This is a genomic window from Nocardioides mangrovicus (assembly GCF_003674065.1).
GTDB classification, from domain to species: Bacteria; Actinomycetota; Actinomycetes; order Propionibacteriales; family Nocardioidaceae; genus Marmoricola; species Marmoricola mangrovicus.
The window spans coordinates 23,889-49,813 of record NZ_RDBE01000010.1; the positions used below are offsets into that span (position 1 = coordinate 23,889).

Below are 25,925 nucleotides of genomic sequence, written 5' to 3' on the forward strand. Positions count from 1 at the left end.
GCACAACGTAGTAATCCTTGCAAGCATTAAGAACTTGGGGTTACCTTCGCGGCCATGTGGGACTTCTCGACGGAGCCGGACTTTCAGGAGCGGCTCGACTGGGCCTCGACGTTCGTCCGCGAGGAGTGCGAGTCGGTCGATGTTCTCTTCCCGGGCGGTGGAGCGCCCTACGACGTCCAGGACAGGGCCGCGCGCGCCTTCGTGGAGCCCATGCGCGAGGAGGTCAAGGCGCACGGGTTGTGGGCGTGCCACCTCGGGCCCGAGCTCGGGGGCCCGGGTTACGGTCAGGTCCGGCTCGGGCTGCTCAACGAGATCCTCGGCCGCTCGCACTGGGCCCCGACGATCTTCGGCACCGCGGCGCCAGATACCGGCAACGCCGAGATCCTGGCGATGTTCGGGACCGAGGAGCAGAAGGCCCGCTACCTGCAGCCGCTGCTCGACGGCGACATCGTCTCGGCGTTCTCGATGACCGAGCCGCAGGCCGGCGCGGACCCCAAGGAGTTCGTGTGCGCGGCGCGTCGAGACGGTGACGAGTGGGTGATCGACGGGGAGAAGTGGTTCACTTCCAATGCCCGGTACGCCGAGTTCCTGATCGTGATGGCGGTGACCGACCCGGACGCCGCCCCGCACGCGCGGATGTCGATGTTCGTGGTGCCGCGGCACACCACCGGCGTGGAGATCGTGCGCAACGTCGCGACGTTCGTCGAGTCGGCCGACGACGACGGGACCCACGCGTACGTGCGTTACACCGACGTACGCGTGCCCCTCGACCACATGCTGGGCGGACCGGGCGAGGGGTTCAAGGTCGCCCAGGCCCGGCTCGGCGGCGGCCGGATCCACCACGCCATGCGCACCGTCGGTCGATGCGCGCGGATCCTCGACATGATGGCCGAGCGGGCACTTTCGCGGCGCACCCAGGGCACCGCGTTGTCGGACAAGCAGTCGGTGCAGCAGGCGCTGGCCGAGTCCTCGATCGAGCTCGCGCAGCTGCGCCTGCTGGTCCTCCACACGGCCTGGGTCATCGACACCCAGCCGCCCGGGGCGGCGCGGAACGGCATCGCGATGTGCAAGGTGCAGATGTCGAGGGTGCAGCACGACATCCTGCAGCGCGCGGTGCACCTGCACGGCTCGCTCGGCACGACGATCGAGATGCCGCTGGCCCAGTGGTGGTCGCAGACGCCGCACCTGGCCCTGGTCGACGGTCCGACCGAGGTGCACCGGACCACAGTGGCCAAGGGGCTCCTGGGCCAGTACTCCCCCGCCCCGGGCCTGTTCCCGACCGAGCACGTCCCTACGCGGCTCGCGGCCGCGCGCGAGAAGTACGCCGACCGGCTGGCCGCGCTGTGAACGACCTGTTCACCCTGGAGGGCAAGGTCGCCCTCGTCACCGGTGGCAGCCGCGGCCTCGGTCGCGAGATCGTGGTCGCCTACGCTCGCGCGGGCGCCGACGTCGTGGTCACCAGCCGCAAGCTCGACGCGTGCGAGCTGGTCGCCGACGAGGTCCGCGCACTGGGGCGCCGCGCCCTTCCCGTCGCGTGCCACGTCGGCCACTGGGACGAGATCGACGGGCTCGTCGACGCGGCGTACGCCGAGTTCGGCCACGTCGACGTCCTGGTCAACAACGCCGGCATGTCACCGCAGGCCCCGTCCTCGGTCGAGACCACCGAGGAGCTGTTCGACAAGGTCGTCGGCGTCAACTTCAAGGGCCCGTTCCGCCTCGGAGCGCTGGTCGGCGCGCGGATGGTCGAGCACGGCGGCGGCGCGATCATCAACGTCTCCTCGTTCGCCGCGCTGCGCCCGAAGCCCGGCTTCGGCCCGTACGCCGGCGCGAAGGCCGGGCTCAACGCCCTGACCCACGTGTTCGCCCGCGAGTACGGGCCGACCGTTCGGGTGAACACCCTCTCGGCGGGTCCGTTCCTCACCGACGTCTCCGAGCACTGGAGCCAGGAGGCCCGCGCCAGCACGCAGAGCGCCGTCGGCCACCCCGGTCGGCCGGATGAGGTCGTCACCACCGCGCTCTACCTGGCCTCCTCGGCGTCGTCGTTCACCACGGGGGCGTTGGTCCGCGTCGACGGCGGGCTGTACTAGAAGACCGAGTAGCCGCCGTCCACCGTGAGCACGTCGCCGGAGTGGTACGCCGCCGCGTCCGAGACCAGGTACGCCGCCACGCCGGCCACCTCGTCCGGGGCGCCCCAGCGCCGCAGCGGGATGCGAGGCAGCACCTTGGCGGCGTAGCGCTCGTCGGACTGGAAGGGCTCGCTGAGCCGGGTGGTGAAGGCGCCGGGAACGATCGTGTTGGCCCGGATGCCGTGGCGGGCGAGCTCGACGGCGCAGGAGCGAGCGAGCGCGACGATACCGCCCTTGCTCGCGGCGTACTGCTGACCGCGCACCTGCCCCTGGGTGGCGGCGAGGCTGGCGACCGCGACCAGGCTGCCGGCGACGCCGTCCGCCACCATCGCTCGGGCAGCCTCCCGGAACGTGAGGAAGGCGCCCTCGAGGTTGGTGCGCATGACCGGACGCCAGTCGTCGAGGGTCTGTTCCAGGAACGGTGTGCCGGGACTCGCGGCCCCGGCGCACGCCACCACCCCGCGTATCGGCCCCAGCTCGTCGCGGGCCGCACGGAACGCCGCCACGACCTGCTCCTCCGAACCGACGTCGCAGACCAGTCCGACGGCAGCACCGGGTTCGTCGGGAGCGAGGTCGCAGAGCTCGGCGACCGCGGCGCCGTTGGCCTCGGCGCGGCGGCCGAGCACGGCGACCCGGGCCCCGCAGCGCACCAGCCCACGAGCAACGCCCAGGCCGATGCCGTCGTTCCCGCCGGTCACGACGACGGCACGACCCGAGAGATCGATCAGCGGGGTCACATCGCAGGCGCGTTGTAGATCGACTTGTACTCCACGTAGGCCTCGAGGCCCTCGGGCCCCAGCTCGCGCCCGAGCCCGCTCCCCTTCACGCCACCGAACGGCGCATCGAGCGTCGGCTCGTAGGTGTTAATGCCGATGGAGCCGGTCTCGACTCGACGCGCGATGCCCAGACCACGCTCCGGGTCGGCGGTGAACACCGACCCACCCAGGCCGTAGTCGGAGTCGTTGGCGATGGCGACGGCCTCGTCGTCGCCGTCGTAGGCGATGACGACGAGCACCGGCCCAAAGATCTCCTCGCGCGCGATCCGCATCGAGTTGTCCACCCCGCGGAACACCGTGGGCATGACGAAGAAGCCGCGATCGAGACCGGCCGGCCGGCTGCCGCCGAGCACGAGATCGGCGCCCTCGGAACTGCCCAGGTCGACGTAGTCCTCTACCCGGGTGCGCTGTCGCGCGCTGACCAGCGGCCCGAAGTTCGTGGTCTCAAAAAGGGCGTCGCCGAGACGGGCGGTCCGCATGCCGGCCACCACCGCGTCGACCACCGCGTCGTAGGAGCCGCGCGGTGCGAGGACACGGGTGCAGGAGTAGCAGACCTGGCCCGAGTTGGGCGCGCAGATGCGGGTGACGGCCTTGCCGAAGGCATCGAGATCGGCGTCGTCGAGGACGATGGCCGCGCTCTTGCCGCCCAGCTCGAGGGTCGCGGGCTTGAGCTGGCTGCCGCACACCTCGGCGATCGCCCGCCCGGCCGCGGTCGACCCGGTGAAGGCGACCTTGTGCACGCCGCGATGCGCGACCAGCGCGGCACCGGTATCGCGCCCGCCCGTGACGACGTTGACGACGCCGGGTGGGAACCCGGCCTCGGCGACCGCCTCGGCCAGGACGAACGCGTCGAGGCTGGTCTCCTCGGCAGGCTTGATCACCGCGGTGCACCCCACGGCGAGAGCGGGGCCGAGCTTCCAGGCCACCAGGATCTGCGGACCGTTCCACGGTGCGATGATCCCGACCGTTCCGACCGGCTCGCGGCGCACACGCGTGCGGCTGTAGGGGGTGGCGCGCTCGTCCTCGACGATCTGCTGCTCTGCGAGGTCCGCGAAGTACCGGTAGCTGGCCGAGGATCCGCCGACGTTGCCCCAGCGGACCATCTTGATCGGCATACCGTTCTGGGTGCTGACCAGCTCGGCCAGCTCGGCGCCCCGTCGGTCGAGGGCATCGGCGAGACCACGCAGCAGCGCGGCCCGCTCAGCCGGACCCAGGTCTCGCCAGGCCGGGTCGCGCAGAGCGCGGTTGGCCGAGCGTACGGCCGCGTCCACGTCGGTCGCACTGCCGTCGACGGCGGTCCCGATGACCTGCCCGGTCGAGGGGTTGGTGAGCGTGACCGTGCCCGACCCGCTCGGGCGGGCCGGCGCGTTGTCGATCCAGTGGGTGTCGCGAGAGAGCTCCATCACGGCGCCCATCAGTCTGAGGACGGCAGGTTCTTGGCCTGCTTCACGCCGAGCACGGTCCCACCCACACGGAGCTGACCGGCGCCGGGCCTGGTGCACAGCAGCTCCAGGCCCGAGCCAGGATCGCTGTACCGCTTGCCGACCAACGTGCCGGGCCCGTCCTCGCCGACCGCCTCCTTCGTCTCGGCCGGCAGCGGCGCCATGGGCTGACCTCCGCAGGTCAGGTCGACGTCCTGCGAGGGCGGGCGGACTACGATCACCTCGGTGTCGCAGACGGTGCTTCCCAGTCGTTCACCGACGATGGGGATCACGGGACAACCACTCCTTCCAGAGCGTGGGTCAGAGCATGACCTGGACGGTCTTGGTGTTCACGAACTCCCAGATGCCCGCGAGTCCGCCCTGCTTGCCGTAGCCGCTCTGCTTGCGGCCTCCGAAAGCCAGGTGCGGGCCGGCGGGGGCGTTGCCGCCGTTGACCCCCACGTTGCCAGTGTCGAGGCGCGAGGCGACACGGTGCGCGCGGGACACGTCCTGGGTGAAGACGTAGCCGGAGAGGCCGTAGTCGCTGTCGTTGGCGATCGCGACCGCCTCGTCCTCCTCGTCGAAGGCGATGATGCCCAGGACCGGCCCGAAGACCTCGTCCTGGGCCAGCTCACCGGCGTTGTCGGGGAGTGCGACCAGGGTCGGCTCGACGAAGAAGCCCTCGCTGAGCTCCCCGCCTACCCGCCCGCCACCGGTCACGACGGCGGCGTAGTCGCGGGCGCGGTTGATCATGGCGGTGATCCGATCCGCGGCGGAGGCGTTGATGACCGGCCCCATCACCACACTCTCGTCGAAGGGGTCGCCCTGCCTGATGGTCGCGAGCGCAGCTGCCACCTGCTCGACGTAGTGGTCGTGGACCGAGCGGTGCACGAGGAGCCGCGAGCCGAGCGTGCAGACCTGCCCGGCGTTGCCGATCACGCCGACGGCCGCGCCGACGGCACGCTCCAGATCGGCATCGCCGAAGACCAGCGAGGCGGACTTGCCGCCGAGCTCGAAGACGCACGGGGTCAGGCGTTCGGCGGCCACCGCGGCGATACGCCGCGCGGTCGCCGGGCTGCCGGTGAACGTGACCTTGTCGACACCGGGGTGCGCAACAAGCGCAGAGGAGGCCTCCACCCCGGCTGTGATGACGTTGAGGACACCCGGCGGGATCCCGGCCTCCAGGGCCAGCTCTACCACGCGGATCGCACCGAACGGCGCCAGCTCGGACGGCTTGGCCACCACGGTGCAACCGGCCGCCAGGGGCGCGCCGATGGTCATGCCGAACGCACCGCTCGAGCCGTTCCAGGTGGCCAGCGCGGCGACGACGCCGAACGGCTCCACCGCGGTGTACTCCAGCATGCCGCGAGCCGAGAGCGGTGCGGTCTCGCCGTACAGCCGGTCGGCCCAGCCCGCGGCGTCCTCGATCCAGTCAGCGCCCCACTGCACGTGGTAGGGCGTCATCGTGATCGGTCCGCCCATCTCGAGCGAAGCCAGGACCGCCAGCTCGTCGACGTGCTCGCGCATCAGGTCGGCCAGTCGCACGATGACGCGGCGCCGGTCGACGGGATTCCAGCTGCGCCACTCGGGCAGGGCCGCGCGGGCCGCCGCGACGGCAGCGTCGACCTCGGCCGCACCGGCCATCGGGATCGAGCCCTGGGCTCGCCCGGTCGCGGGGTTCACGTGCTCGAACGCACCTCCCGAGGCCGCTGACAGCCGCTCGCCCCCGATGATGAGCTCCGAGGGCAGCGTCACGGTCCGGTCTGGCGTGCTGGTCACGACTGTTCTCCTGTCTGAGCGTGCACCTGGACGCTAGCCAAAGCTCTTAATGATTGCAAGGATAAGGGTGCCTACCTCAGCATGGCGCCGGCGTCGATCGGCAGGGTCACACCGGTGATGTAGCGCGCGTCGTCAGACACGAGGAAGGCCACCGCGTTCGAGATGTCGATAGGCTCCACCCAGGGGATCTGCAGGAGGTGGGTGGCCTGGGAGCGCTCGGCGAACAGCTCCTGCGAGGGCACCTCCACATCGGGTGCGAAGAGGTTCCGCATCACGTCGTTCTGGATCATGTCGGTGTTGACCTGAGTGGGGTGCACGCTGTTGACGCGGATGGCGTCACGAGCGAGCTCCCAGGCGAGCGTGCGCATCAAGCCGACGACGCCGTGCTTGGCCGCGACGTAATGGCCCGCGTTCTCCGAGCCGCGCAGGCCGCCGATGGAGCTGGTGAGCACGATCGAGCCACCGCCGGTGGTCCGCAGGTGCGGGATCGCCGCCTTGGCCGCGTGCCACACCCCGGTCAGATTCACGTCGAGCATGTCCTGCCAGGTCTGCTCCGACATCTCGTCCATGCGGCCGTAGCTCCAGATGCCGGCGTTGGCCACCACGATGTCGAGGCGCCCCAGGCGCGCGACACCCTCGGCGACGGCCGCCATGAGCGGCTTCGAGTTGCGTACGTCGGTCTCGCTCGCCACGATGCGCCGGTCGAGGGCCTCCACCTGGCGCACCGTCTCGGCCAGGTCCTCAGGGCTCGCGACCGGGTAGGGCACGCTCTGGATGTCGGCGGCGATGTCGACCGCGATGATGTCCGCGCCCTCCTCCGCCAGTTTGACCGCGTGGCTCCGACCCTGTCCTCGGGCCGCTCCGGTGATGAAGGCGACCTTGCCCTCGAGACGTCCGGCCACTTCATGGCTCCTCTCCTCATCCGTCGCGACCGGTTCCGGTCGCGGACCGTGGGGAGGTCGCGCCGGCGACCTCCCCACGGAGTCAAGCAGCCCGCGCGGTGCGGGCTCGCGCCGTCACCCCTTCGAGAGGGCCGCCAGCGCGGAGTCGAGCGTGGACTGGATGCTGTCGGGCGGGCAGACCGGGTCGGTGCCGTTCTGCACCCACTTGCCGTCCTGGATCTTGATCGAGAAGGCGCAGTTGGTCTGCTTCTGCACCCCGGAGCTGGTGAAGGTGAGCGGCGGGGTCAGGCCACCGAGGGTCTCACTCTTGAACATGCCCAACCCCTTCTTGATGGCGGCAGCGTCGACCGTGCCGCCCGGGTTCTTGCCGAGGTAGTTCTCGATCGCCCGGCCCAGCGCAGCACCGGCGGTCCAGCCGGACACCGTGGTGGAGTCGACCGGCACCTTCGGGAAGTACTTCTTCATCGCGGCCGTCTGGTCCGCGACCGGCCCGCTGGTGAGGAACCACGGCGCGTCGGCCTGACCGGCGAGCGTGCCCTCCATCGCCGGTACGGCAGCAAGGCTGTCGCCGGGGACGGTGCCCGACTCGGCGTAGACCGGGTGGTAGCCCTGCTTGTCGCAGTCCTTGGCTAGCCGGATCACGTTGGAGGTGTCGAACGCCACGGCGAGCACCTGAACGCCCGCCTGTTGCGCGGCGATGCACTGGGCGGTGAACGACGGCGCCGCGAGAGAGGCCTCGGCCGAGTAGACCGGATCACCGCCGTTGGCCTTGGACAGCCCGAGGTCGAACATCATGGTCTTCACCCCGGTGCACCCGGCCGACTCCTTGCAGTAGACCAGACCGGTCTTGGTGCCGGCGGACGGCACGGCGAAGAAGCCCTGGAGGTACGTACCGAGGAGACCGGCGCCGGTCGCGTACAGACCGGGGTCGACCGCCCAGGCGACGTCGTTCGTGTTGCCACCGATGACGGGGATGCCGGCCTTGTTGACGGTCGGGGCGGAGCCGGCGATCGTCGAGAGCCCCATGCCGACGAACGCGGCGGGCTTGTAGCGGCCGATCATCTGGGTCACCTGAGAGACCTCCGAAGCCGGGTCGCCCTTGGCGTCCGCGGTGTGGAGCTCGATCTGGTGACCGTCGACACCGCCGGCGGCATTGGTCGCCTTCACCCAGGCCTGCAGGCCGTAGCCCTGGCCGGCGAGACCCGGGATCTGACCGGAGTAGTTGCCGACCTGGCCGATCACGATCGGGTCTTTCCCGCCGCCACCGCCGTCCCCGCTCTTGTCGTCACCACACGCGACGAGGGAGAGGGACAGGGCCGTGAGCGCCGCGGTCAGGACCGCGCCACGGTGGAGTGCACGCTTCATAACTCTGGTTCCTGTTCATGAGGTGAGGCCCGCCCGACGCACGCCGGGACGGTGGGTCACTCCTGCAGAGCTGCACCGAGGTAGTGGCCGAGGATGTCCTCGTCAGACCCCAGCTGGTCCGGTGGTCCCGAGAACCGGATCGCGCCGCTGCGCATGAGGTAGATGTGGTCGGCGAACCGCCGGACGCGGTCCACGTACTGCTCGACCACCAGCAGGGAGATGCCCTCCCCCGCCAGCCTCCGGATGAAGGCGTAGACCTCGTCGACGATGAGTGGGGCGAGTCCCATGGAGACTTCGTCGAGGAGGACGATCTTGGGCCGTACGAGCCACGGCCGGGTCAGCGCCAGCATCTGTCGCTCGCCACCGGAGAGCGTGCCGGCCAGTGCGTCGAGCCGACGCTCGATGAAAGGGAACTCGGCGACCGACCGGTCGACAGCCTCTTGGAGGGGCATGCCGCGGCCGAAAAGGGCGATGTTGTCGCGCACGGTCAGGGCCGGGAAGACTCCCCTCCCCTCGGGCACGTGGCACAGGCCGCGTTCGGCCGCGGCGTAGGACGGCATCCGGGTGACGTCCTCGCCGTCGAAGACCACCCGGCCCACCTGCAGCGGCACCATCCGCGACGCCGCACGCAGCGCCGTGGTCTTGCCCGCACCGTTCGGGCCGAGGAGTGCGACGACGGAGCCTTCCGGCACGCTGAGGGAGACGCCGGAGAGGACCTGGCTGGTGGCCGTGTAGCCGACGGTGACGTTCTCGAGCTCAAGCACGAGGGCCCCCGGACGCCTCGGGTACGGCGCTCTCACCGAGGTAGGAGCGCTGCACCAGCTCGCTGGCCATCGCCTCTCGGGTGGTGCCGGAGAAGATCAGCCTGCCGAAGTTGAGAACGTGCACCTGGGCACAGATGCGAGCCACTAGGTCCATGTCGTGCTCGACCACGAAGACGCCGAGACCGAGGATACGCACAGCGTCCTCGACGATCTCGGCGAAGACCGCCCGCTCCTGCCCGGTGAGCCCGGAGGACGGCTCGTCCAGGAGCAGCAGCCGGCTCGGCCCGGCGAGGACCCGAGCCAGCTCAACCATGCGCTGCTGTCCCGTCGAGAGCGAGCCGGCGGTCCGACCGGCGATGTCGGTGAGCCGGCACAGCTCCATCACCTGCTCGGTGACCCGCTCGGTCTCACGCCGCTCGGAGGGCAGTGCCTGCAAGAGCGAGTAGGGGTGCTTCCACACGTAGGCGGACTCGTGGCCCATCGCGATGTTGTCGTGCACCGAGAGCGTCTTGAACAGCTCCACGCGCTGGAAGGTTCGACCGAGTCCGAGTCGGGCACGCTTGGCGACGCTCGTGCGCGTCACGTCCTGGCCGAAGAGCTCCACGCTGCCCGAGCTGGCCCGCACCAACCCGGCGCACGCGTTGAAGAGACTCGTCTTGCCGGCCCCGTTGGGCCCGATGAGGCCCGTGATCGAGTCGGCGGCCACGTCGAGGCGGACGTCGTCGACGGCCAGCACGCCGCCGTAGCGGACCGTCAGTCCGCGCAGGGACAAACCGACTGCGTGGTGATCAGCCACGGCGACCTCCCGCGGTCACGAGCTCGGGCTGTGGCGTGGTCCCCGACGGGGTCGAGGACCGTCGCGCTCTCGGCGTGCTGACCCGGGTCGAGGCGAATGCGGCCTCGACGGCGGCGACACCGAAGAAGAGGTTGAGCCCCTGCAGCACGTCGTAGGAGGAGATGTAGTCGGGGATCACGATCAGCCCGATCGCACCGCCGAGGGCCGCCCCGAGCGTGCCGATCCGCTGGTCGCGCGCCCCCAGCACGAGAAGGGCGACCAGCAGGAGGGAGGTCGGGATGGTGGTGAAGTCGTTCTTGCTCACCACGCCGACGCTCGGGCCGATCAGCGCGCCGGCCACACCGGCGAGGAACGCCGCGGTGCAGAACGCCGCCAGGGGCAGCAGCGACGTGTTGACGCCGAGCGACTCGAGCGCGATCGCCGAGTCGGCCTTGCAGCGCAGCAGCTGGCCCAGCCGGGCCCGTTCGACCAACCGCACCAGGAGGAAGCCCACGGCGCCGACGACGGGGATCAGGTAGAAGTACGCCGTATCGGACTCGGCGAACGACGGCCGCATGGTGATCAGCGGTAGGGGGTCGTTGCCGAACATGAGCGGAGAGTCGTAGAGCGCGGTCTGCACGAAGAGCCCGAACGACAGTGTGGCGAGGGCCAGGTAGACCCCGGAGAGCCGCACGGCGGGGATCGCCACGAACGCGCCGATGGGGATCGCGATGAGCCCGGCGCACACCAGCGCGAGCGTCCACGGCAGGCCCCTCTGCACCAGGTGGTACGAGGCCGTGGCGCCGACCGCCGCGAAGGTCATCTGGCACAGCGAGATCTGGTTGGACAGGCGCACCAGAAGGCTCAGTGACATCATCAGGAGCACGAAGATCATGCCCTTGGTCCAGGCCAGCAGGTGCGTCTCGAACAGGTGCGGGACCAGCGCGACCAGCACCACGACCGGGACCAGCTTGGCCAGGCCGACCCGCCGATTCTGGCGCGGGATCGTGACGACGCGCTGCTGCAGCGTGGCACCCACCTCGACCAGCCACCCCTTGGGCGAGAGCAGCAGCACGAGGAAGAGCACCGCGAACGGGATCGACGACGGCGCGCTCTGCAGACTGGGGTGGTCGGAGGCGACCTTCGAGCTGACGGCGACCAGCACCTGGATGATCACGGCGCCCAGGTAGGTCAGCGGCAGGCTTGAGAACCGACCGATCGCCGCGGCGCCGAACCCCTCCACCACCAGCAGTGTCAGCGTGGTGCCGTCGAGGCCGATGCTCGGGGCGATGAAGACGCCGGCGACGGCCGCGAACGTCGTGCCGATGACCCAGGCCCAGCGACGCACTGTCGTGGGGTTGAGTCCCATCAGCGCGACCAGCTGGGGGTCGTCCACGATCGCCCGCATCCCCCGGCCGAGGATCGTGCGCCGGAAGAAGACCGTCATCGCGACCGCGAGGAGGAGGCCGACCAGGACGGCGATCACCTGCTCCCAGGCGATGTTCACCCCACCGAGGCGGAAGGTCCGCTGGGACAAGAAGTCAGGGAACTGCTTGGTGATCCCGCCGTAGCGCAGGTTGAACAGCGAGGTCAGCGTGATCATGATGCCGAGCGTCGAGACGATCTTCATCGTCGTGCTCGCGTTCGCAACGAGCGCCGCAACCCGCTCCATGACGAATCCGAAGACCAGGCCGACCAGGACGAGCGTGATCACCAGCGCCAGCGGCCACGGCAGCCCGTTGAGCTTGTAGAGCTGGTAGAAGACGCCCGCCGCCACCGCGCCGATGGCGCCGTGCGCGAAGTTGAAGATGCCCGACGCCTTGTAGCTGAGCACGAGACCCATGGCGGCGATCGCCACCAGAGAGCCGTCGGCGATGCCGCTGACGATCAAGGGCAGGTAGTCGTGCATCACGCACCTGCCTGCACGGTCGGTGTGTCCGGCGTCACGCCGCACACATTCACATAAAACATGTCATCTTGACAAGGATTAAAATGAAAAAGGTTGTTTTCATCGCGCTTCCACGAGAACGCACCACCGCTGCCCGACGCCGAGGACCGTCAGCCGAGGGGCTCGGTGCCGAACAGCGACACGCTGCTCAGCTCGGAGATCGGGCCCCCGGAGACGAGACAGACCTTGGCGTCCGGCACCGGGTTGTAGGACTCCCCACGCAACAGGCGCACCGCCTCCACGGCGTTGCCCATGCCGTGCAGGAAACCCTCGGCCAGGTCGCCACCGCTGGTGTTGATGGGCAGTGCACCGGTCGGCGCGACCAGGTTCTCGTAGGTGAGCACCTCGCCGGCGTCCTCTACGGTGCAGAAGCCGAGGTCGACGAGGGCGGAGACGGGCGGGCCCGTGAAGTTGACGTAGAGCTGGACGGCGTCGACGTCGTCCGGGCCCAGCCCGGTGCGGTCCCACATCCGACGGGCGGCCGAGGCCTGCGACGAGGCGGTGTAGGGCTCGTGGTTCTCGTCGAGTTCCCCCCAGCGCGGCCCCTGCGCACCGTATGCCGAGGCGAGGAGGTGTATCGGCTTCTCGGTCAGGTCGGCTGCGCGCTCGGCGCTGGTGAAGATGATCGCGGCCGCCGCGTCGTTCTCGCGCGAGGAGTCGTAGAGGCGGATCGGGTCGACGATGCGACGCGAACCCTCGTACAGCTCGTCGGTCAGATCGACGTCGCGGCCGACCGCGTGCGGGGTGTTGCCGGCGTGGAAGTAGCTGGCCCTCGCGATCGCACGCAGAGCGCTCGGCGGTACGCCGTTGGCGAGGATCCGCTGCGTGCGCAGCCCGAGCGCCTGCGCCGGGGAGTCGATGCCGTGGGCTCGGTACTGGATCCCGAAGACCCCCTGGATGACCGCCGAGCTGAGCCGACCGCTCGTCGACTCGGCCGTGGCGCGGTAGACGACCACGGTCTCGGCCTGGCCCGAGAGGATCGCCGCCTCCGCCTGGGCGATCGCGGCTGAGCTGCCGCCGCCACCACCACCCCAGACCAGGCTGCTCCAGCGCAGCTCCTTGGTACCCAACGGGCCGGTGAGCCGCGGCCCGTCCTCGAGGTCGGCCCCGTAGGAGACGAAGCCGTCGATCTCCGCAGCGTCGATCCCCGCCATCGTGGCCGCCTCGTCGATGGCCATCAGGAGCAGCTTGCGCTCGGCGTGGGGCGACTGGCCGCGCCTGTAGTAGGGCGTGGCGCCGTACCCCACGGCGGCGACCCCGGTCGGGCGCTTCACGCGGCCGCCACCTCCAGGCTCCAGGTCAGCACGGACAGGTCGAGGGTGCGGGCGGAGGGGGCCTGGAAGGTGCCGGTGACGACCGACCCGACCTCGAGTCCCTCCTCGGGTCCGGTGAACAGCCCCATCAAGCGTGCCCCGTCGGCACCGGGCAGCTCGACGAGCACGTTCACGTACGGCACCAGCTCGGCGTAGGCCGGCACGAAGGCCAGGTGCGTGCGTACCCAGCTGTAGACCACTCCCCTGGGCTCCACCGGCTCCCAGCCCAGGTCGTAGCTCCCGCACCGTGGGCAGCGCCAGTCGGCGGGCCAGCTCCAACGCGCGCAGCCGGTGCAGCGCTGCACCAGTAGCTCGTCGCGCCCCAGGCCGTCCCAGTAGGGGAAGTCGACTCGCCCCTCGAACGGATGCACCTCGTCTCGTTCGTTCGCCATCGTCAGCACGTCACCTCTCGTCGGTGGACAACGCTCGCATGAACCTTTACAACTTGACAATGATTACAAAGTCAAAAACCTATGAGACGCTAGCGGTCTCGCGCGACGACGACGTCGCCTGGGTGCGCTTCGACCGGCCTGAGCATCGCAACACGGTCACCGCGCAGATGGCCGAGGAGATGTACGCCGCGCTCGGCGCGCTCGCCGACGACGACCGGCTGCGCCTGGTCGTGCTCACCGGCCAGGGTCGCGACTTCTGTCCCGGCGCCGATCTCGACCGCGAGCCAGGAGAACCGGCCCAGGTGCCGGCCGCGGAGGCGTTCGAGTCGGCCGCCCTGCTCGCGGAGATGCCGCAGCTGACGATCGCCGCCGTGAACGGCGGGTGCGCGGGCGCCGGCTTCTCCTGGGCGATGGCGTGCGACCTGCGCGTCGCGGTCGACCGCGCCCGGTTCGCGACCGCATTCCTCGACGTCGGCGTCGCCGGCGAGCTCGGGTTGGCCTGGATGCTCACCCGGCACCTGGGCTCGGCCCGCGCGCGCGACCTCCTGCTCCTTCCGGGCAAGCTGACGGCGGCGGACCTCCTCGACCTCGGCCTGGTCTCGCGGGTGTACACCGAGAGCTCGTGGGATGCCGACGTCGCCGAGCTGGTGGCCGGGCTCGTCGCCCGCAACCCCCGTGCACTGCGCGACATCAAGGCCAACCTGCTGGACGCCGAACGGCTTTCGTTACGTGAGTACCTCGAGGTCGAGACGGCTCGCCACCTGGCGCAGTTCGAGGGCTCGGCCGCTGAGACCACCTTCGCCGCGTTCGCGTCGCGCAACGAGTCCCTCAAGACGTCCGCGGTGCGGCGCTCTTTCGGAAGTCCCAGCTGACGAGCTTGCTGGGCCTCACCCGGAGCCAGGCGTGGCGACCGTCCGGGACGAACTCCCCGGACCGCGAGTACTTGCTCGCCATCAGCCGCTCGGGCTCGACCAGCTCGGGATCGATGCGGGAGGTGCGCGGCACGTCGCCGACCTGCTCGACCTCGCCGCGCACCTCGACTCCGCGCAGCTCGTGGAACTCCGTGCCGGCGTCGACGACCACGGCGACGTGGGGGTCCCGCGTCAGGTCGGCCCAGCGCTGGCTCTTCACGATCGAGCTCAGCCATACGCTCCGGTCGTGCCAGACGAACCACAGCGGCATCACGTGCGGTGTCCCGTCGGCGCCGACCGTGGCGACGCGACAGGTTCGTTCGGTCCGCATGAACCCGTCGACCTCCCGCTCGCTCATCGCGATCGACCGTCCCCGGCGCTGGGGTCGCAGCTGGTCCTCGTGCGCACTCATCGTCCCGTCCACCTCGGTGCTCTCTTCTCGAGGAAGGCGTTCACGCCCTCCCGCATGTCCTCGGACTCCTTGACCGCGGCCACGGCGGCCGCCGTCGTCGCCCATCCGGTGTCCTCGTCGAGGCCGACCTCGGCCAGGGCGCCCAGCGTCAGGCCGACCGCGTACGGGGAGGCGAGGCAGATCTCGGCCGCCAGCGCGAGCGCGGCCCCCAGGGCACGTCCCGGCTCGACGAGCCGGCTCACCAGCCCCAACGCGTGCGCCCGTGACGCGTCGAGTCGGGCGCCGGCGAGCATCAGCTCGGCCGCCACCTGACGAGGCAGCGCCTGCGGCGCGCGGAACAGACCACCCGACGACGCCACCACCCCGCGACGGGTCTCCGGCAGCCCGAACGACGCCGTGGTGGAGGCCACCACCAGGTCGCAGGCCAGCACCAGCTCGAACCCGCCACCTAGCGCCAGACCCTCTACGCAGGCGATCAGCGGTTTGGCGCGCCGGCGACGGACCACGCCGTACTCCCCTCCCCGCTCGGTACGGGGGCTCATGCCCGCGGCGAGGTCGGTGCCGGCCGAGAACATCCGCGGCCCACCGGTGAGCACGCCGACCCACAGCCCTGGGTCGTCCTCGAGCCGGTTCATCGCGGCGTCGATGCCGTCCGCGACCTCCTGGTCGATCGCATTGCGCTTGGCCTCCCGCTCGATCGTGACGACCAGCACTCGGTCGAGCTGCTCCTGTCGGACGGACACGTCATCGCCCCCCTGGAAGCTGGGCGCGCAGCTCGCGCTTGAGCACCTTGCCCGAGGCGTTCATCGGGAGTCCGTCCACCACGACGACGGCCCTGGGCACCTTGAAGTTGGCGATGCGGTCGCGACACCAGGCGACCAACTCATGCTCGTCGACAGGGGCCCGGCGGACCACGAAGGCTACGGCGACCTCGCCGAGCCGGTCGTCGGGCCGGCCGACGACCGCGACCTCGGCCACCGCCGGGTGCTCGACCAGGCAGGCCTCGACCTCGGCGGGGTAGACGTTGAACCCGCCGACGATGACGACGTCCTTGATCCTGCCGTCGATCACGAGGTTGCCGGCCGCGTCGACGTGGCCCAGGTCGCCACTGCGGACGACCCCGCCGGTGCCTGGCCGTTGCTCCTGCCCAGTCTCCGGATCGAGGTAGCCAGGCATCACGGCGTAACCGCTGACCTCGATCTCGCCCGTCTCACCCGGTGCGACCGGCACGCCGTTGGGATCGAGGATCCGCACCGTGATGTCGGGGAGCGGTCGGCCCGCCGTACCGCAGACAACGTCACGGCTGTCGCCGCGGCGGGTGACGGTGGCCAGCGCGCTCGCTTCGGTGAACCCGTATGGGACGTGCACGTCATCCACGCCAAGCACGTCGTACATCGCATCGACCGTGGGCCTGGGGATGACGGTCGCCCCGATGACCGCCGAGCGCAGCGACGGCAACGGACCCCCACCCTCGGCGCGCACGAGATCGGACAGCGCCACGAAGACCGTGGGCGGCGCCGGGTAGTAGGTGATTCGCTCGCTGCGCAACAACGCGAGGACGCTCCCGGGGTCGAAGACCGCGACCGGGTATGCCGTCGCACCGTGGATGAGCGGTGCGAGCAGGCCGACGTTCAGGCCGAACGCGTGGAAGAACGGGTTGGTGACCATGACCCGGTCGCCGTGCCGCATGCCGGTGAGCGCGCTCCACTCCCGGTATCCGCGGACCAGGGCGTCGTGACGGAGCATCGCACCCTTGGGGCGACCCGTCGTGCCAGAGGTGAACAGGATGGCCGAGATGTCCTCACCCCTGGTCAGGTCGGCCGGAGGTGGCCCGGCGAGCGACCAGTCGGGGACCGTGTCCACGGTGAGCACCTCGCGCAGGTCCGGCAGGTCGAGCGAGCGCGCCTCGTCGGCGTAGCGCCGACCGAGAAACTCCTCCACCGTCACCAGCACCGACACCCGCGCGTCAGCCAGCAACTGGCTCACCTCACGGTCGCGGAAGCGGGTGTTGACCGGGACCAGCACGCCACCGGCGAGCTGGAGCCCTAGAAGCACGACGGCGTGGTCGACGCCGTTCGGTGCCCACACCGCGATCCGGTCACCGCGGGTGACGCCTCGCGCCACAAGTCCGTTCGCGACGCCGCCCGCCCGGTCGACGTACTCGGCAAAGGTGAGGCGCCGACAGCCCTGGTGGATTGCCGGTTCGTCGGCCCAGTGCGTCGCGGCGTAGGCAGCGGCGGCGGGGATCGTGTCACGCACCAGCACGCTCCGCAATATAGTTATCTTTTACAAGTTGGCAACCTCGGGACGTCAGGAGGGAGTTGCGGCGTGCGTCGGCGCCGGGCGGAGCACCCGCGAGGGCATGCGGCATCTCCACGACACGCAGGACGGGGGTGTCGACCGGACCTGGACCCGCCCGTCGCGTCACTCGACCGGGACGGGGACGACCGGGCCCAGCACCGCTCCCCCATCGACAACCCACTCCGAGCCGGTGCTGTACGTCGCATCCGCGGCGAGGAAGAGGACGAGCTTGGTGACCTCGTCCGGCTCACCGAGCCGCGGGATCGGCTGTTGGCGGTAGGACTCCTCGGTCACGTCCTTGGTCATCGGCGTCACCACTCCACCGGGATGCACGGACAGCACGCGGATGTGATCCGGAGCGAACTCCAGCGCGGCCGCCTTGGTCAGCCCGCGCACACCCCACTTCGACGCCACATACGCCGCCTCGTTGGCGAAGCCGATCAGGCCAGCAGTCGAGGACACGTTGATGATCACGCCGTGGCCGCTTCTGCGCATCGACGGCACCACCTCGCGGATGCCGATGAACTGACCGGTCAGGTTGATGTCCACGACCCGGCGCCACTCGGCGGTCGTCACCGCCTCCCAGGGCTTCCACTGCACGACGCCGGCGTTGTTGAGCAGGATCGTGACCGGGCCCAACTCCTGCTCGGCGTAGGCCACCACAGCGGCCCACTGCTCGTCGACGGTGACGTCGAGCCGGAAGAACCGGGCGGAGTCGCCGAGCTCGTCGACCAGCGCCCGGCCGGCATCCTCCGCGATGTCCGCGACGACGACCTGCGCCCCCTCGGCGACCAGTCCCCGCACGTGGGAGGCGCCCATGCCACTGGCACCGCCGGTGACGATGGCGACCGCGCCCTTAAGCTTTCCCATGGTGATCCCCTCTCGAGACCGGCGACGCCTCGTCGACCGGCGAGTCGGTGGTGAACCAGGCCGGCAGCACCCGACGCAGCTGGACGGCGACCCACTGCGCCGAGAGGTCGTTCCCCTCGCGCAGCCAGGACGCGACGACGCCGAGCGCACCGGCGGCTACGAAGCGGGCCAGCACGAACGGGTCCACATCGTCCGGCAGGTCGCGAACGGCGCTCAGCGTCCGCACGTTCTGAGCCGTGAACGCGTCCTCGACCGCCTGGTAGAAGTCGCCCGAGCGCAGCAGCGGCCCGTAGACCTCGCGCCGCGCACCGACGAACCGTGCGACCTCCAGCAACGACTTCTCACTCGTCTCGGCATCGTGCCCGCATCCACGCCCGGTCGTGTCGATGGACGCCACGAGGTCGAACACCTCGGTCAACGTCTCGACCGCCAGTGCGTCCAGGCTCGCGAAGTGCGCATAGAACGACGTGCGGTTGACCCCGGCTCGCCGCACCAGCGCGCTGACCGTCACCGGCTCGGGCAGCTCGGCCAGCCCGGCGAACGCGTCGACCAGCTTCGCGCGCGTCCGCGACGCACGCACATCCGCACTGCCCACCATGCGCTGGCGTGTGACGGCGTTGCCCATGGTGGGATCGTACCCCGTTAACGGACAGTGTCGTTTAGGCCAGGTTCGGCCGAATCGGCAGGGTCGCGAAGCCGTTGTTCACCCCGAGCTTTCCGAACCGCCGGGCACCGGCCCCGATCTCGTAGTCCGGCATCCGCTGCAGGATCCCCACCACGGCCGTGCGGAGCTCGAGTCGAGCCAGCCACAAGCCCATGCAGTAGTGCGTGCCCATCCCGAAGGTCAGGTGCATGCCGTCCTGCCGCTCCGGCTCCACTTCCAAAGGGACCGGGAACTGCTCCTCGTCGAGGTTGGCGGTGGCGATGAGTGCGGCGATGCGGTCGCCCCGCTTCAGGTGCTGCCCACCGAGTTCCAGGTCCTGTGTCACCGTGCGGGCGACGAGCGGGGTGATCGCGAACAAGCGCAGCATGTCCTCGACCGCTGAGGGAATGAGCTCGGGATCCTCGATGAGCTCTGTGCGCAGCTCGGGATGGCGAGCCAGGTGCTCCACGACGTTCTCCAGCGCAGCGGCGGTCGTCCGGACCCCGCCGAGGATGATCGAGAGCGTCAGGGCGACGACGTCGTCCTCGCTCAGCTGCGTCGAGGGGTCCACCATCTTCGACAACAGGTCCTCGCGTGGTGCCGCGACCCGTGACCGGACCGCCGCGCGCACCATCTCCGACGCCGCGGCGAACTCCGCCGCGGCCGCCTGGGCGATGCGGTCGCGATCGCCTCCGGCCTCTGGGTCGATGGCGAATGCGTCCTCCAGCATCAAGATGAAGCGCTCGCGATCGGGCACCTCCACCAGGCCGACGAACTCGAAGATCGTGTTCACGGTGAGGCGGAAGCTGAAGCGCTGGGTGAAGTCGAACTCCTCGCAGTCGACCACCTCGTCCAGGAACGACTCGACCAGGGCGGTGACCGTGGGCTGGACGACCCGGTCGACGTGCGCCTTGGCGAAGAGGGATCGCAACGGCCGACGCAGGCGGTCGTGCGCCTCGCCGTCGAGGATCCCCGGGACGATGGCCGGGGCCTTCGCCGAGGTCGGGATGAGCTTGCCGCCCTTGGTCCCGTCGGCGCTTCGCTCGACCGTGAAGTGCTCCTGGTCGGCGATCACTGCGCGAGCCAGGTCGTAGCTCGTGGCGACCCAGAACCCGCCGTAGCTCTCGCTCCAGCTCAGCGCGGCCGGCACCGTCCGCAACCGGGGGAACCGTCGCTCGGAGTCGGCGGCGAACTCCGGGGAGTGGTGGTCGAATTCGATCTGCACCTCGCTCGCGCTCATCGCTCCTCCGACCCGGCACCGGCTGCGACCAGGCCACCGTGCGCCGTCCGCAGCATGTCGTCCACCCTTGTCAGCTTGACCCGGGGCCGGCCCGACGCCTCGCCGGCCTGCACCTCGGCGCGGTCGATCGCTCGCCACCCCTGGAGGTCCAGGTGCTCCGGCAAGGCGTCCACCAGATCGTCGGAGAGCCGCGGCGTCGGCAGTCGGCCCTCGACGAAGTCGTCGAGCAGGGCCCCGACCGTCTCTTTGGCGCACTTCTTGTTGGTACCGATGACGCCGGAGGGTCCCCGCTTGATCCACCCCGTCACGAACACGCCAGGGAGAACCGCGCCGAGCGCCGACTCGAGGACGCGTCCGTGGTCGTTCGGCAGGATCGCGCGTGTGTCGTCGAACGGCAGGCCTCCGACGTTCTTGCCCCGGTAGCCCACAGAGCGCAGCACGAGCCCGCACGAGAGGTCCTCGTACGCGCCCGTCGGCCTGGCGATCGGCGACCCGTCCTGCTCGACGAGCTCGTTGTGCAGCAGGCGCACGCCCTCGACGCGCTCGGAGCCCAGGATCTCACCCGGTGAGGCCAGGAAGCGCATCGTCACCCTGCGCTCGCGTGCCGGCTCCTCGGTCCCCAGCCGCCTGAGGAGCTCGGTCTTGCGAGGGCCCATCACGAAACGGTCGCCGTCGTCCTGCGGATGCTCGACGACGAGCTCGTCTCGGCGGACGACCAGGTCCACGTCGGCGAGATCCACGAGTCCCAGCAGCTCGGGTGTCGTGAAGGCCGCCTGCGCCGGACCGCGGCGACCCGCGACCACCACCTCCCGCACGGCGCTGGCCGCCAGCTGCTCGAGGGCGTGGTCGGCGATGTCGGTGCGGCGGAGGCGGTCGATGTCGCTGACTAGCACGCGGGCGACGTCCAGCGCGACGTTGCCGTTGCCGAACACCACCGCCCGCTCGCCGGACAGGTCGAACGAGCGATCGGCGAAGTCGGGATGGCCGTTGTACCAGGCGACGAACTCGGTCGCGGAGTGACTGCCGGCCAGGTCCTCACCGGGGATATCGAGCGGCCGGTCGCTCATGGCTCCGACGGCATAGACGACGGCGTGGTAGCGACCCATGAGGTCCTCATGGGTCAGGTGAGTGCCCACCTCGACGTTGAGGAACAGACGGAACCCCTGACGCCGCATGGTGCGGGCGAAAGTATCGGTGACCGACTTCGTGGCCTGGTGGTCAGGAGCGACGCCATAGCGCACGAGACCCCCCGGCACCGGTAACCTCTCGAACATGTCCACCTGGGCCCCCAGGTGACGCTGGGCGAGCAGCTCCTCAGCGGCGTAGCAGGCCGCAGGCCCCGATCCCACTATGGCCACCTTCAGCGAGCGGGTCGCATCTGCCTCCCACCGCCGCCGCCGGGTCCTTTTGGGGTTCTGGGCGTAGGAGGCCCGCACCGGGTCCTCGTAGTAGCCGGCATTCAGGTCGAGGTAGGGCACGAAGCGATCCGGCAGGTCGAAATCGGGCGCGATCGCCCCCACCGGACAGACGTCGAGGCACGCACCGCAGTCGATGCAGCCCTGCGGGTCGATGTACAGCATCTCCGCGGTCGCGTAGTCGGGCTCGTCGGGCGTGGGATGGATGCAGTTGACTGGACACACCGGGACGCACGCCGCGTCGTTGCAGCAGTTCTGGGTGATCACATGCGTCACAGCGAGCGGCTCCAACCGTCCGACACGAAGTCTTGCCTCATCATGACAAAGATTGTTAACTTGATCAACGGCAGGAGGTCGAGATGGCACTGAGGCTGAGCTGCCCCTGCGGGGCGAGGCTGTTCGGTCGCACCGGCGACGACCTCGTCACGGAGGTTCGCCTGCACCTCGAGGCCGACCACGCGAGCCGCCAGTATCAGGACGACGAGATCCTGTCGATGGCCGTACCCATCCCCGACCGCCTCCTGCCCTGAGCATCCGCGTCGGACAGGCTGCACCGGCCTCCACGTCGTGGAGCGTTGTCGCACGGCAGCTGCGGGTTCCCCGCGCGCCCGGGCCGCACCCACCACCCTGAGCGGTACGCGAGGATGGGGGTCGAACCCCGAACCGGACCTGCGCCGCCGCGATAGGAGACCAATCCGGCTGAGTGACGGGTTCGTGGTGGAGCTGAGGGGATTCGAACCCCTGACCTTCTCATTGCGAACGAGACGCGCTACCAACTGCGCCACAGCCCCAGTGCGCTGCCATCAGCGCGACGACGAAGGTATCACCCGCCGGCCGGGCGTCCCCAATCGGCAGGGCTCAGGCGCCGGCGACCTTGCGGACCGGCTCGGTGTCCTCGGCCTTCTTGGCCGCCGCCGCGGCGGCGGCCTCGCGGGCCAGCCGGGAGTCGCCGGCGTCGTGGCCCGAGGAGGTGACCTGGGTGAGGTCGATGGTGCGGACCGTGCGGCGGGCCGCCGGCTTGGAGACGTACGTCGGCAGGGTCAGCGGCAGCGGGTCCCACAGCGATCCGTCGGTCTCGAGGTCGCTCGCGGTGACCGAGTGCGCGACCGGGTAGGACGGCTCGGCGGTGGGGGTGGCGGCCGGGTCGGCCACCGGAGCCGTCGCGGAGGTGGCGACCGGCGCGGGAGCCGGAGCGGCCGCACGGGCCGGGGTCTGACGCACCATCAGCCGGCACAGCACCAGCCAGCCGAGCACGAGGACGACCGGCACGACCACCGAGAGCCACGGCACGTGGCCGAGCCCGGCGGCACCGGCGACGAGCGCGGTGACCGCCAGCAGCACCAGCAGCACGCGACGACGCCGGACGGTGGCGGCGTAGGTCGTCGAGGCGGGCACCGGACGCGCCTCGGTGCGCAGCGCGTCGTGCTTGGCCTTCTTGTCGGCCCGGGTCAGGGCGCGCTCCACCTCGACACGCGCGGTGACGGAGGCGGGTGGCGGCGTCCGCAGCGCCTTCATCGTCGCCGGGGTGCGCTCGAGCACCCGCATGGTGTCGGAGAAGCTGTCCAGCGGTCGGCTGGCGGCGAGCTCCTCGTGCCGGCGCAGGGCCCGGGGGAGCAGGTAGCCGGCCCAGGCGACGGCGAGGACGACGAAGATGAGTGCGCTGAGGTCCACACGCCAGAGCGTAGGAGCGGTGACCGGGCTCACCGCGCAGCGTGAACGGTGTGTCGCCTGGGAACTGATGTGACTGGTGTGACTATGCGGAGCCCGAGGCCCCGTCGAGCCGCCGCAGCAGCCCACCCGGGCACTCCTCGACGGTGATCGCGAACAGCCGGTGGTCGCGCCACTCGCCGTCGATGTGCAGGTAGCGCGGGGCGTAGCCGTACTCGGCGATGCCGAGCTTCTCGACCACCCGCAGCGACGCCGCGTTCTCGGGACGGATGGCGACCTCGACGCGGTGCAGCCCGGCCACGAACAGGCAGTGGTCGATGACCATCGCCAGCGCCCGGGTGGTGATGCCGCGACCGGCGTAGGCCTGGTCGATCCAGTAGCCCACCGAGGCGAACTGCCCCGACCCGCGGACGATGTTGTTGACGGTGATCTGCCCGACCAGCCGGCCGTCGTACTCGATGGCGAACGGCATCGTCTGCCCGGCGTTGGCCTGCCGGTGGTAGAGCCGCACCATCGAGGCGAACGTCCGCGGCGGGTGCGTTCCCGAGGGCGACGTCGCGTCCCAGCGCCGCAGCCACTCGCGGTTGCGCTCGCGCGCCTCGTGCCAGGCACGACGGTCCGAGCGGGCCAGCGGCCGCAGCCAGATCCCGCGCGAGCGCAGTTCCACCGGCCACCCGCGCGTCATGCCGGCCTCATGAGCGGGGGTGGTCCCCGCCCGCGATCTGCTCGACCGCGTGCACGACGACCGGACCCAACACCGCCAGACCGTCCTTCACCCCGCCGCGCGAGCCGGGCAGGTTCACCACCAGCGTCTGCCGGTGGACGCCGGCCAGACCGCGCGAGAGCGCGGCGGTCGCGACGCCGTGGGCGGTGCCGTACTGCCGGATCGCCTCGGCGAGGCCGGGCACCTGGTAGTCCAGCAGCTCCGCGGTCACCTCGGGCGTGCGGTCGGTGGGCGTGAGCCCGGTGCCGCCGGTGGTCACCACCAGCCGCGCGCCGGTCGAGGCCGCGAGGCGGATGGCCTGCCCCACCGGCTCGCCGTCGGAGACCACCTCGGGACCGGAGACCTCGAACCCGAGGTCGCGCAGCGCCTCGACGATGAGCGGGCCGGTGGTGTCCTCGTAGACGCCGGCCGCGGCACGGTTGGAGGCGACGACGACGGCGGCGGTGAGGCTCATCGGGTCCACTCCCCCGACCGGCCGCCGCTCTTGGCCTCGACCCGGACGTCGGTGATGACGGCGGCCTTGTCGACCGCCTTGACCATGTCGACCACCGTGAGCGCCGCGACGCTGACCGCGGTCAGCGCCTCCATCTCCACGCCGGTGCGGTCGGTGGTGCGCACCGTGGCGCTGATGTGCACGGCGTCGTCGCCGACGTCGAGGTCGACGCTCACCCCGGAGATGGCCAGCGGGTGGCACAGCGGCACCAGGTCGGGCGTGCGCTTGGCCGCCATGATCCCGGCCACCCGCGCCACGCCCAGCGCGTCGCCCTTGGGCACCCCCTCGCCGCGCAGCAGCGCCACCACCTCGGCCGAGACCAGCACGCGGCCGGTGGCCGTCGCGACCCGGGCGGTGACGTCCTTCTCCGAGACGTCGACCATCCGCGCGGCACCGGACTCGTCGACGTGGGTCAGCCGCGCACCGTCGGGCATCAGAAGTCCCGGTCGAGCACCAGCACGGGCACCGGGGTGCCCGCGGGGATCGAGGTCTGCTGCTCGCTGCACACGATGAGGGCGTTGGCCGCCGACAGGTCGCCCATCAGATGCGAGCCGGCGCCGCCGACCTGCGCCACCGTCGCCCCGCCGCGCGCCACCTGGTAGCTCCCGCGCAGGAACTGCTTCTTGCCCGGCAGCGAGGTGATGTCGGTGGTGGTCACGGCCCGCATCATCGGTCGCGAGAGCACGGAGCGACCCATCATCTTGCGCAGCGCGGGCACCACGAACACCTCGAAGGAGATGTAGGAGGAGACCGGGTTGCCCGGCAGCGTGAAGATCGGCGTGTGGTCCTCGCCCACGAAGCCGAAGCCCTGCGGCTTGCCCGGCTGCATCGCCACCTCGTCGAAGCTGACGCCGCCCTGCTCGGTGAGCACCTCCTTGACGACGTCGTAGGCACCCATGCTGACCCCGCCGCTGGTGACCACGACGTCGGCGCGCACCAGCTGGTCCGAGAGCGCCTCGGCGAAGCCCTGCGGGTCGTCGCGCACGATGCCCACCCGGTACGCGATCGCCCCGGCGGCGCGGCACGAGGCAGCCAGCATGTAGGAATTGCCGTCGTAGATCGAGTCCGGCCCCAGCTGCTCACCGGGCTCGCGCAGCTCGTCGCCGGTGGAGATCACCACGACGCGCGGCCGCGGCCGGGCCGAGACCCGCGAGCGACCTACCGAGGCCAGCAGCCCGATCTGGCGCGGGCCGATGAGGTCGCCGACGCTGAGCAGCGCGTCGCCGCTCTGCACGTCGCTGCCGGCCAGCCGAATGTGCTGGCCCTGCGTGGGCGCCCGGCTGATCTGCACCTTGACCGTGCCGGCGTCGGTCCACTCCACCGGCACCACGGCGCTGGCGCCCTGCGGCACCGGGGCGCCGGTCATGATCCGCACCGCCGTGCCCGGCGACATCGCGGTCACCGCGCGCGCTGCGCCGCCGGCCGCCACCTCCCCGACCACGGGCAGGTGCACGGGTCGCTGCTCGGAGGCCTCCGCGACGTCCTTGAACACCACGGCGTAGCCGTCCATGCCTGAGTTGTCGAAGGCGGGCAGCGGTGCCTGCGCCACGATGTCCTCGGCGATTGGCAGGCCCATGGCCTCCAGCAGCGGCTGGTCGTAGGCGGGAATCGGCTCGATCTGGTCGAGGATCCGCTGCAGGTGGACGTCGACCGGGGTCAGGTCGTCACTCACGGAGGTCCTCAGGCA

The 25,925-nt window shown here is 70.6% G+C and carries 27 protein-coding genes and 1 tRNA gene; 4 read left to right on the plus strand and 24 right to left on the minus strand.

Annotated features, from left to right (window positions below; genetic code table 11):
- The first annotated feature begins 54 nt into the window (after nucleotides 1-54).
- Complete coding sequence (locus D9V37_RS14730; protein ID WP_121806957.1) at nucleotides 55-1,347, plus strand: acyl-CoA dehydrogenase family protein; 1,293 nt, start codon at nucleotides 55-57, stop codon at nucleotides 1,345-1,347.
- A complete protein-coding gene (locus tag D9V37_RS14735; RefSeq protein ID WP_121806958.1) occupies nucleotides 1,344-2,087 on the plus strand; it encodes an SDR family NAD(P)-dependent oxidoreductase in 744 nt (247 codons plus the stop codon). Before D9V37_RS14730 ends, D9V37_RS14735 begins: the two co-directional genes overlap by 4 nt.
- Here D9V37_RS14735 and D9V37_RS14740 read toward each other — a convergent pair.
- The 11 genes from D9V37_RS14740 to D9V37_RS14790 form a co-directional block, all read right to left on the minus strand.
- Complete coding sequence (locus D9V37_RS14740) at nucleotides 2,084-2,863, minus strand: SDR family NAD(P)-dependent oxidoreductase (RefSeq protein ID WP_121806959.1); 780 nt, start codon at nucleotides 2,861-2,863, stop codon at nucleotides 2,084-2,086. The genes D9V37_RS14735 and D9V37_RS14740 overlap by 4 nt on opposite strands.
- The gene (locus D9V37_RS14745; protein WP_121807820.1) at nucleotides 2,860-4,305 is read right to left on the minus strand and encodes an aldehyde dehydrogenase; all 1,446 of its coding nucleotides are present in this window, start codon (nucleotides 4,303-4,305) and stop codon (nucleotides 2,860-2,862) included. Before D9V37_RS14745 ends, D9V37_RS14740 begins: the two co-directional genes overlap by 4 nt.
- A gap of 11 nt (nucleotides 4,306-4,316) precedes the next feature.
- Nucleotides 4,317-4,616 (minus strand): hypothetical protein, encoded by a 300-nt coding sequence (locus D9V37_RS14750; protein WP_198412573.1) that lies wholly within the window; start codon nucleotides 4,614-4,616, stop codon nucleotides 4,317-4,319.
- Between the two features lie 28 nt (nucleotides 4,617-4,644).
- Nucleotides 4,645-6,102 (minus strand): aldehyde dehydrogenase family protein, encoded by a 1,458-nt coding sequence (locus D9V37_RS14755; protein ID WP_121806960.1) that lies wholly within the window; start codon nucleotides 6,100-6,102, stop codon nucleotides 4,645-4,647.
- Between the two features lie 71 nt (nucleotides 6,103-6,173).
- Nucleotides 6,174-7,004, minus strand: a complete 831-nt coding sequence (locus D9V37_RS14760; protein ID WP_121806961.1) for a mycofactocin-coupled SDR family oxidoreductase — start codon at nucleotides 7,002-7,004, stop codon at nucleotides 6,174-6,176.
- A 114-nt stretch (nucleotides 7,005-7,118) separates the two neighbouring features.
- Entirely contained in the window at nucleotides 7,119-8,369 is a 1,251-nt protein-coding gene (locus D9V37_RS14765) for an ABC transporter substrate-binding protein (protein ID WP_121806962.1), read from the minus strand.
- Nucleotides 8,370-8,425: 56 nt separating this feature from the next.
- The gene (locus D9V37_RS14770; protein ID WP_121806963.1) at nucleotides 8,426-9,133 is read right to left on the minus strand and encodes an ABC transporter ATP-binding protein; all 708 of its coding nucleotides are present in this window, start codon (nucleotides 9,131-9,133) and stop codon (nucleotides 8,426-8,428) included.
- Nucleotides 9,126-9,905 (minus strand): ABC transporter ATP-binding protein, encoded by a 780-nt coding sequence (locus D9V37_RS14775; protein WP_198412575.1) that lies wholly within the window; start codon nucleotides 9,903-9,905, stop codon nucleotides 9,126-9,128. Before D9V37_RS14775 ends, D9V37_RS14770 begins: the two co-directional genes overlap by 8 nt.
- A gap of 16 nt (nucleotides 9,906-9,921) precedes the next feature.
- The gene (locus D9V37_RS14780; RefSeq protein ID WP_232525036.1) at nucleotides 9,922-11,817 is read right to left on the minus strand and encodes a branched-chain amino acid ABC transporter permease; all 1,896 of its coding nucleotides are present in this window, start codon (nucleotides 11,815-11,817) and stop codon (nucleotides 9,922-9,924) included.
- A gap of 149 nt (nucleotides 11,818-11,966) precedes the next feature.
- Nucleotides 11,967-13,130: a thiolase C-terminal domain-containing protein gene (locus tag D9V37_RS14785; RefSeq protein WP_121806966.1), complete on the minus strand. Its 1,164-nt coding sequence runs from the start codon at nucleotides 13,128-13,130 to the stop codon at nucleotides 11,967-11,969.
- Nucleotides 13,127-13,561, minus strand: coding sequence for a Zn-ribbon domain-containing OB-fold protein (locus D9V37_RS14790; protein ID WP_121807822.1), 435 nt, complete (start codon nucleotides 13,559-13,561; stop codon nucleotides 13,127-13,129). Before D9V37_RS14790 ends, D9V37_RS14785 begins: the two co-directional genes overlap by 4 nt.
- Before the next feature lie 38 nt (nucleotides 13,562-13,599).
- Between D9V37_RS14790 and D9V37_RS14795 the strand changes: the two genes are divergently transcribed.
- The gene (locus D9V37_RS14795) at nucleotides 13,600-14,433 is read left to right on the plus strand and encodes an enoyl-CoA hydratase/isomerase family protein (protein WP_121806967.1); all 834 of its coding nucleotides are present in this window, start codon (nucleotides 13,600-13,602) and stop codon (nucleotides 14,431-14,433) included.
- Here the strand turns inward: D9V37_RS14795 and D9V37_RS14800 are convergent.
- The 7 genes from D9V37_RS14800 to D9V37_RS14830 form a co-directional block, all read right to left on the minus strand.
- Complete coding sequence (locus D9V37_RS14800; protein WP_198412577.1) at nucleotides 14,390-14,830, minus strand: pyridoxamine 5'-phosphate oxidase family protein; 441 nt, start codon at nucleotides 14,828-14,830, stop codon at nucleotides 14,390-14,392. The genes D9V37_RS14795 and D9V37_RS14800 overlap by 44 nt on opposite strands.
- A 50-nt stretch (nucleotides 14,831-14,880) precedes the next feature.
- Complete coding sequence (locus D9V37_RS14805) at nucleotides 14,881-15,627, minus strand: enoyl-CoA hydratase-related protein (protein WP_121806968.1); 747 nt, start codon at nucleotides 15,625-15,627, stop codon at nucleotides 14,881-14,883.
- A 1-nt stretch (nucleotide 15,628) separates the two neighbouring features.
- Entirely contained in the window at nucleotides 15,629-17,149 is a 1,521-nt protein-coding gene (locus D9V37_RS14810; RefSeq protein WP_121806969.1) for an AMP-binding protein, read from the minus strand.
- Between the two features lie 159 nt (nucleotides 17,150-17,308).
- Nucleotides 17,309-18,055: an SDR family NAD(P)-dependent oxidoreductase gene (locus D9V37_RS14815; RefSeq protein ID WP_121806970.1), complete on the minus strand. Its 747-nt coding sequence runs from the start codon at nucleotides 18,053-18,055 to the stop codon at nucleotides 17,309-17,311.
- Complete coding sequence (locus D9V37_RS14820) at nucleotides 18,042-18,680, minus strand: TetR/AcrR family transcriptional regulator (protein WP_121806971.1); 639 nt, start codon at nucleotides 18,678-18,680, stop codon at nucleotides 18,042-18,044. The genes D9V37_RS14815 and D9V37_RS14820 overlap by 14 nt, the downstream gene beginning before the upstream one ends.
- A 34-nt stretch (nucleotides 18,681-18,714) precedes the next feature.
- Entirely contained in the window at nucleotides 18,715-19,938 is a 1,224-nt protein-coding gene (locus D9V37_RS14825; protein ID WP_121806972.1) for a cytochrome P450, read from the minus strand.
- Nucleotides 19,935-21,629 (minus strand): FAD-dependent oxidoreductase, encoded by a 1,695-nt coding sequence (locus D9V37_RS14830; RefSeq protein WP_121806973.1) that lies wholly within the window; start codon nucleotides 21,627-21,629, stop codon nucleotides 19,935-19,937. The genes D9V37_RS14825 and D9V37_RS14830 overlap by 4 nt, the downstream gene beginning before the upstream one ends.
- Nucleotides 21,630-21,712: 83 nt before the next feature.
- On the opposite strand from D9V37_RS14830, the gene D9V37_RS20290 reads away from it, so the two are divergent.
- The gene (locus D9V37_RS20290; RefSeq protein WP_158604485.1) at nucleotides 21,713-21,883 is read left to right on the plus strand and encodes a hypothetical protein; all 171 of its coding nucleotides are present in this window, start codon (nucleotides 21,713-21,715) and stop codon (nucleotides 21,881-21,883) included.
- Nucleotides 21,884-22,068: 185 nt separating this feature from the next.
- Here D9V37_RS20290 and D9V37_RS14835 read toward each other — a convergent pair.
- The 6 genes from D9V37_RS14835 to glp all read right to left on the minus strand — a co-directional run bounded on the left by D9V37_RS14835 (nucleotide 22,069) and on the right by glp (nucleotide 25,910).
- Nucleotides 22,069-22,144, minus strand: a tRNA-Ala gene (locus tag D9V37_RS14835).
- A 67-nt stretch (nucleotides 22,145-22,211) separates the two neighbouring features.
- On the minus strand, nucleotides 22,212-23,024 hold the full coding sequence (sepX, locus tag D9V37_RS14840; RefSeq protein WP_121806974.1) for a divisome protein SepX/GlpR: 813 nt from the start codon (nucleotides 23,022-23,024) through the stop codon (nucleotides 22,212-22,214).
- 82 nt (nucleotides 23,025-23,106) lie between these two features.
- On the minus strand, nucleotides 23,107-23,706 hold the full coding sequence (locus tag D9V37_RS14845) for a GNAT family N-acetyltransferase (RefSeq protein WP_121806975.1): 600 nt from the start codon (nucleotides 23,704-23,706) through the stop codon (nucleotides 23,107-23,109).
- A 7-nt stretch (nucleotides 23,707-23,713) separates the two neighbouring features.
- Nucleotides 23,714-24,199, minus strand: a complete 486-nt coding sequence (locus tag D9V37_RS14850; protein WP_121807824.1) for a MogA/MoaB family molybdenum cofactor biosynthesis protein — start codon at nucleotides 24,197-24,199, stop codon at nucleotides 23,714-23,716.
- Entirely contained in the window at nucleotides 24,196-24,672 is a 477-nt protein-coding gene (moaC, locus tag D9V37_RS14855) for a cyclic pyranopterin monophosphate synthase MoaC (RefSeq protein ID WP_121806976.1), read from the minus strand. The genes D9V37_RS14850 and moaC overlap by 4 nt, the downstream gene beginning before the upstream one ends.
- Nucleotides 24,672-25,910, minus strand: coding sequence for a molybdotransferase-like divisome protein Glp (glp, locus tag D9V37_RS14860; RefSeq protein WP_232524937.1), 1,239 nt, complete (start codon nucleotides 25,908-25,910; stop codon nucleotides 24,672-24,674). Before glp ends, moaC begins: the two co-directional genes overlap by 1 nt.
- Nucleotides 25,911-25,925: the final 15 nt, after the last annotated feature.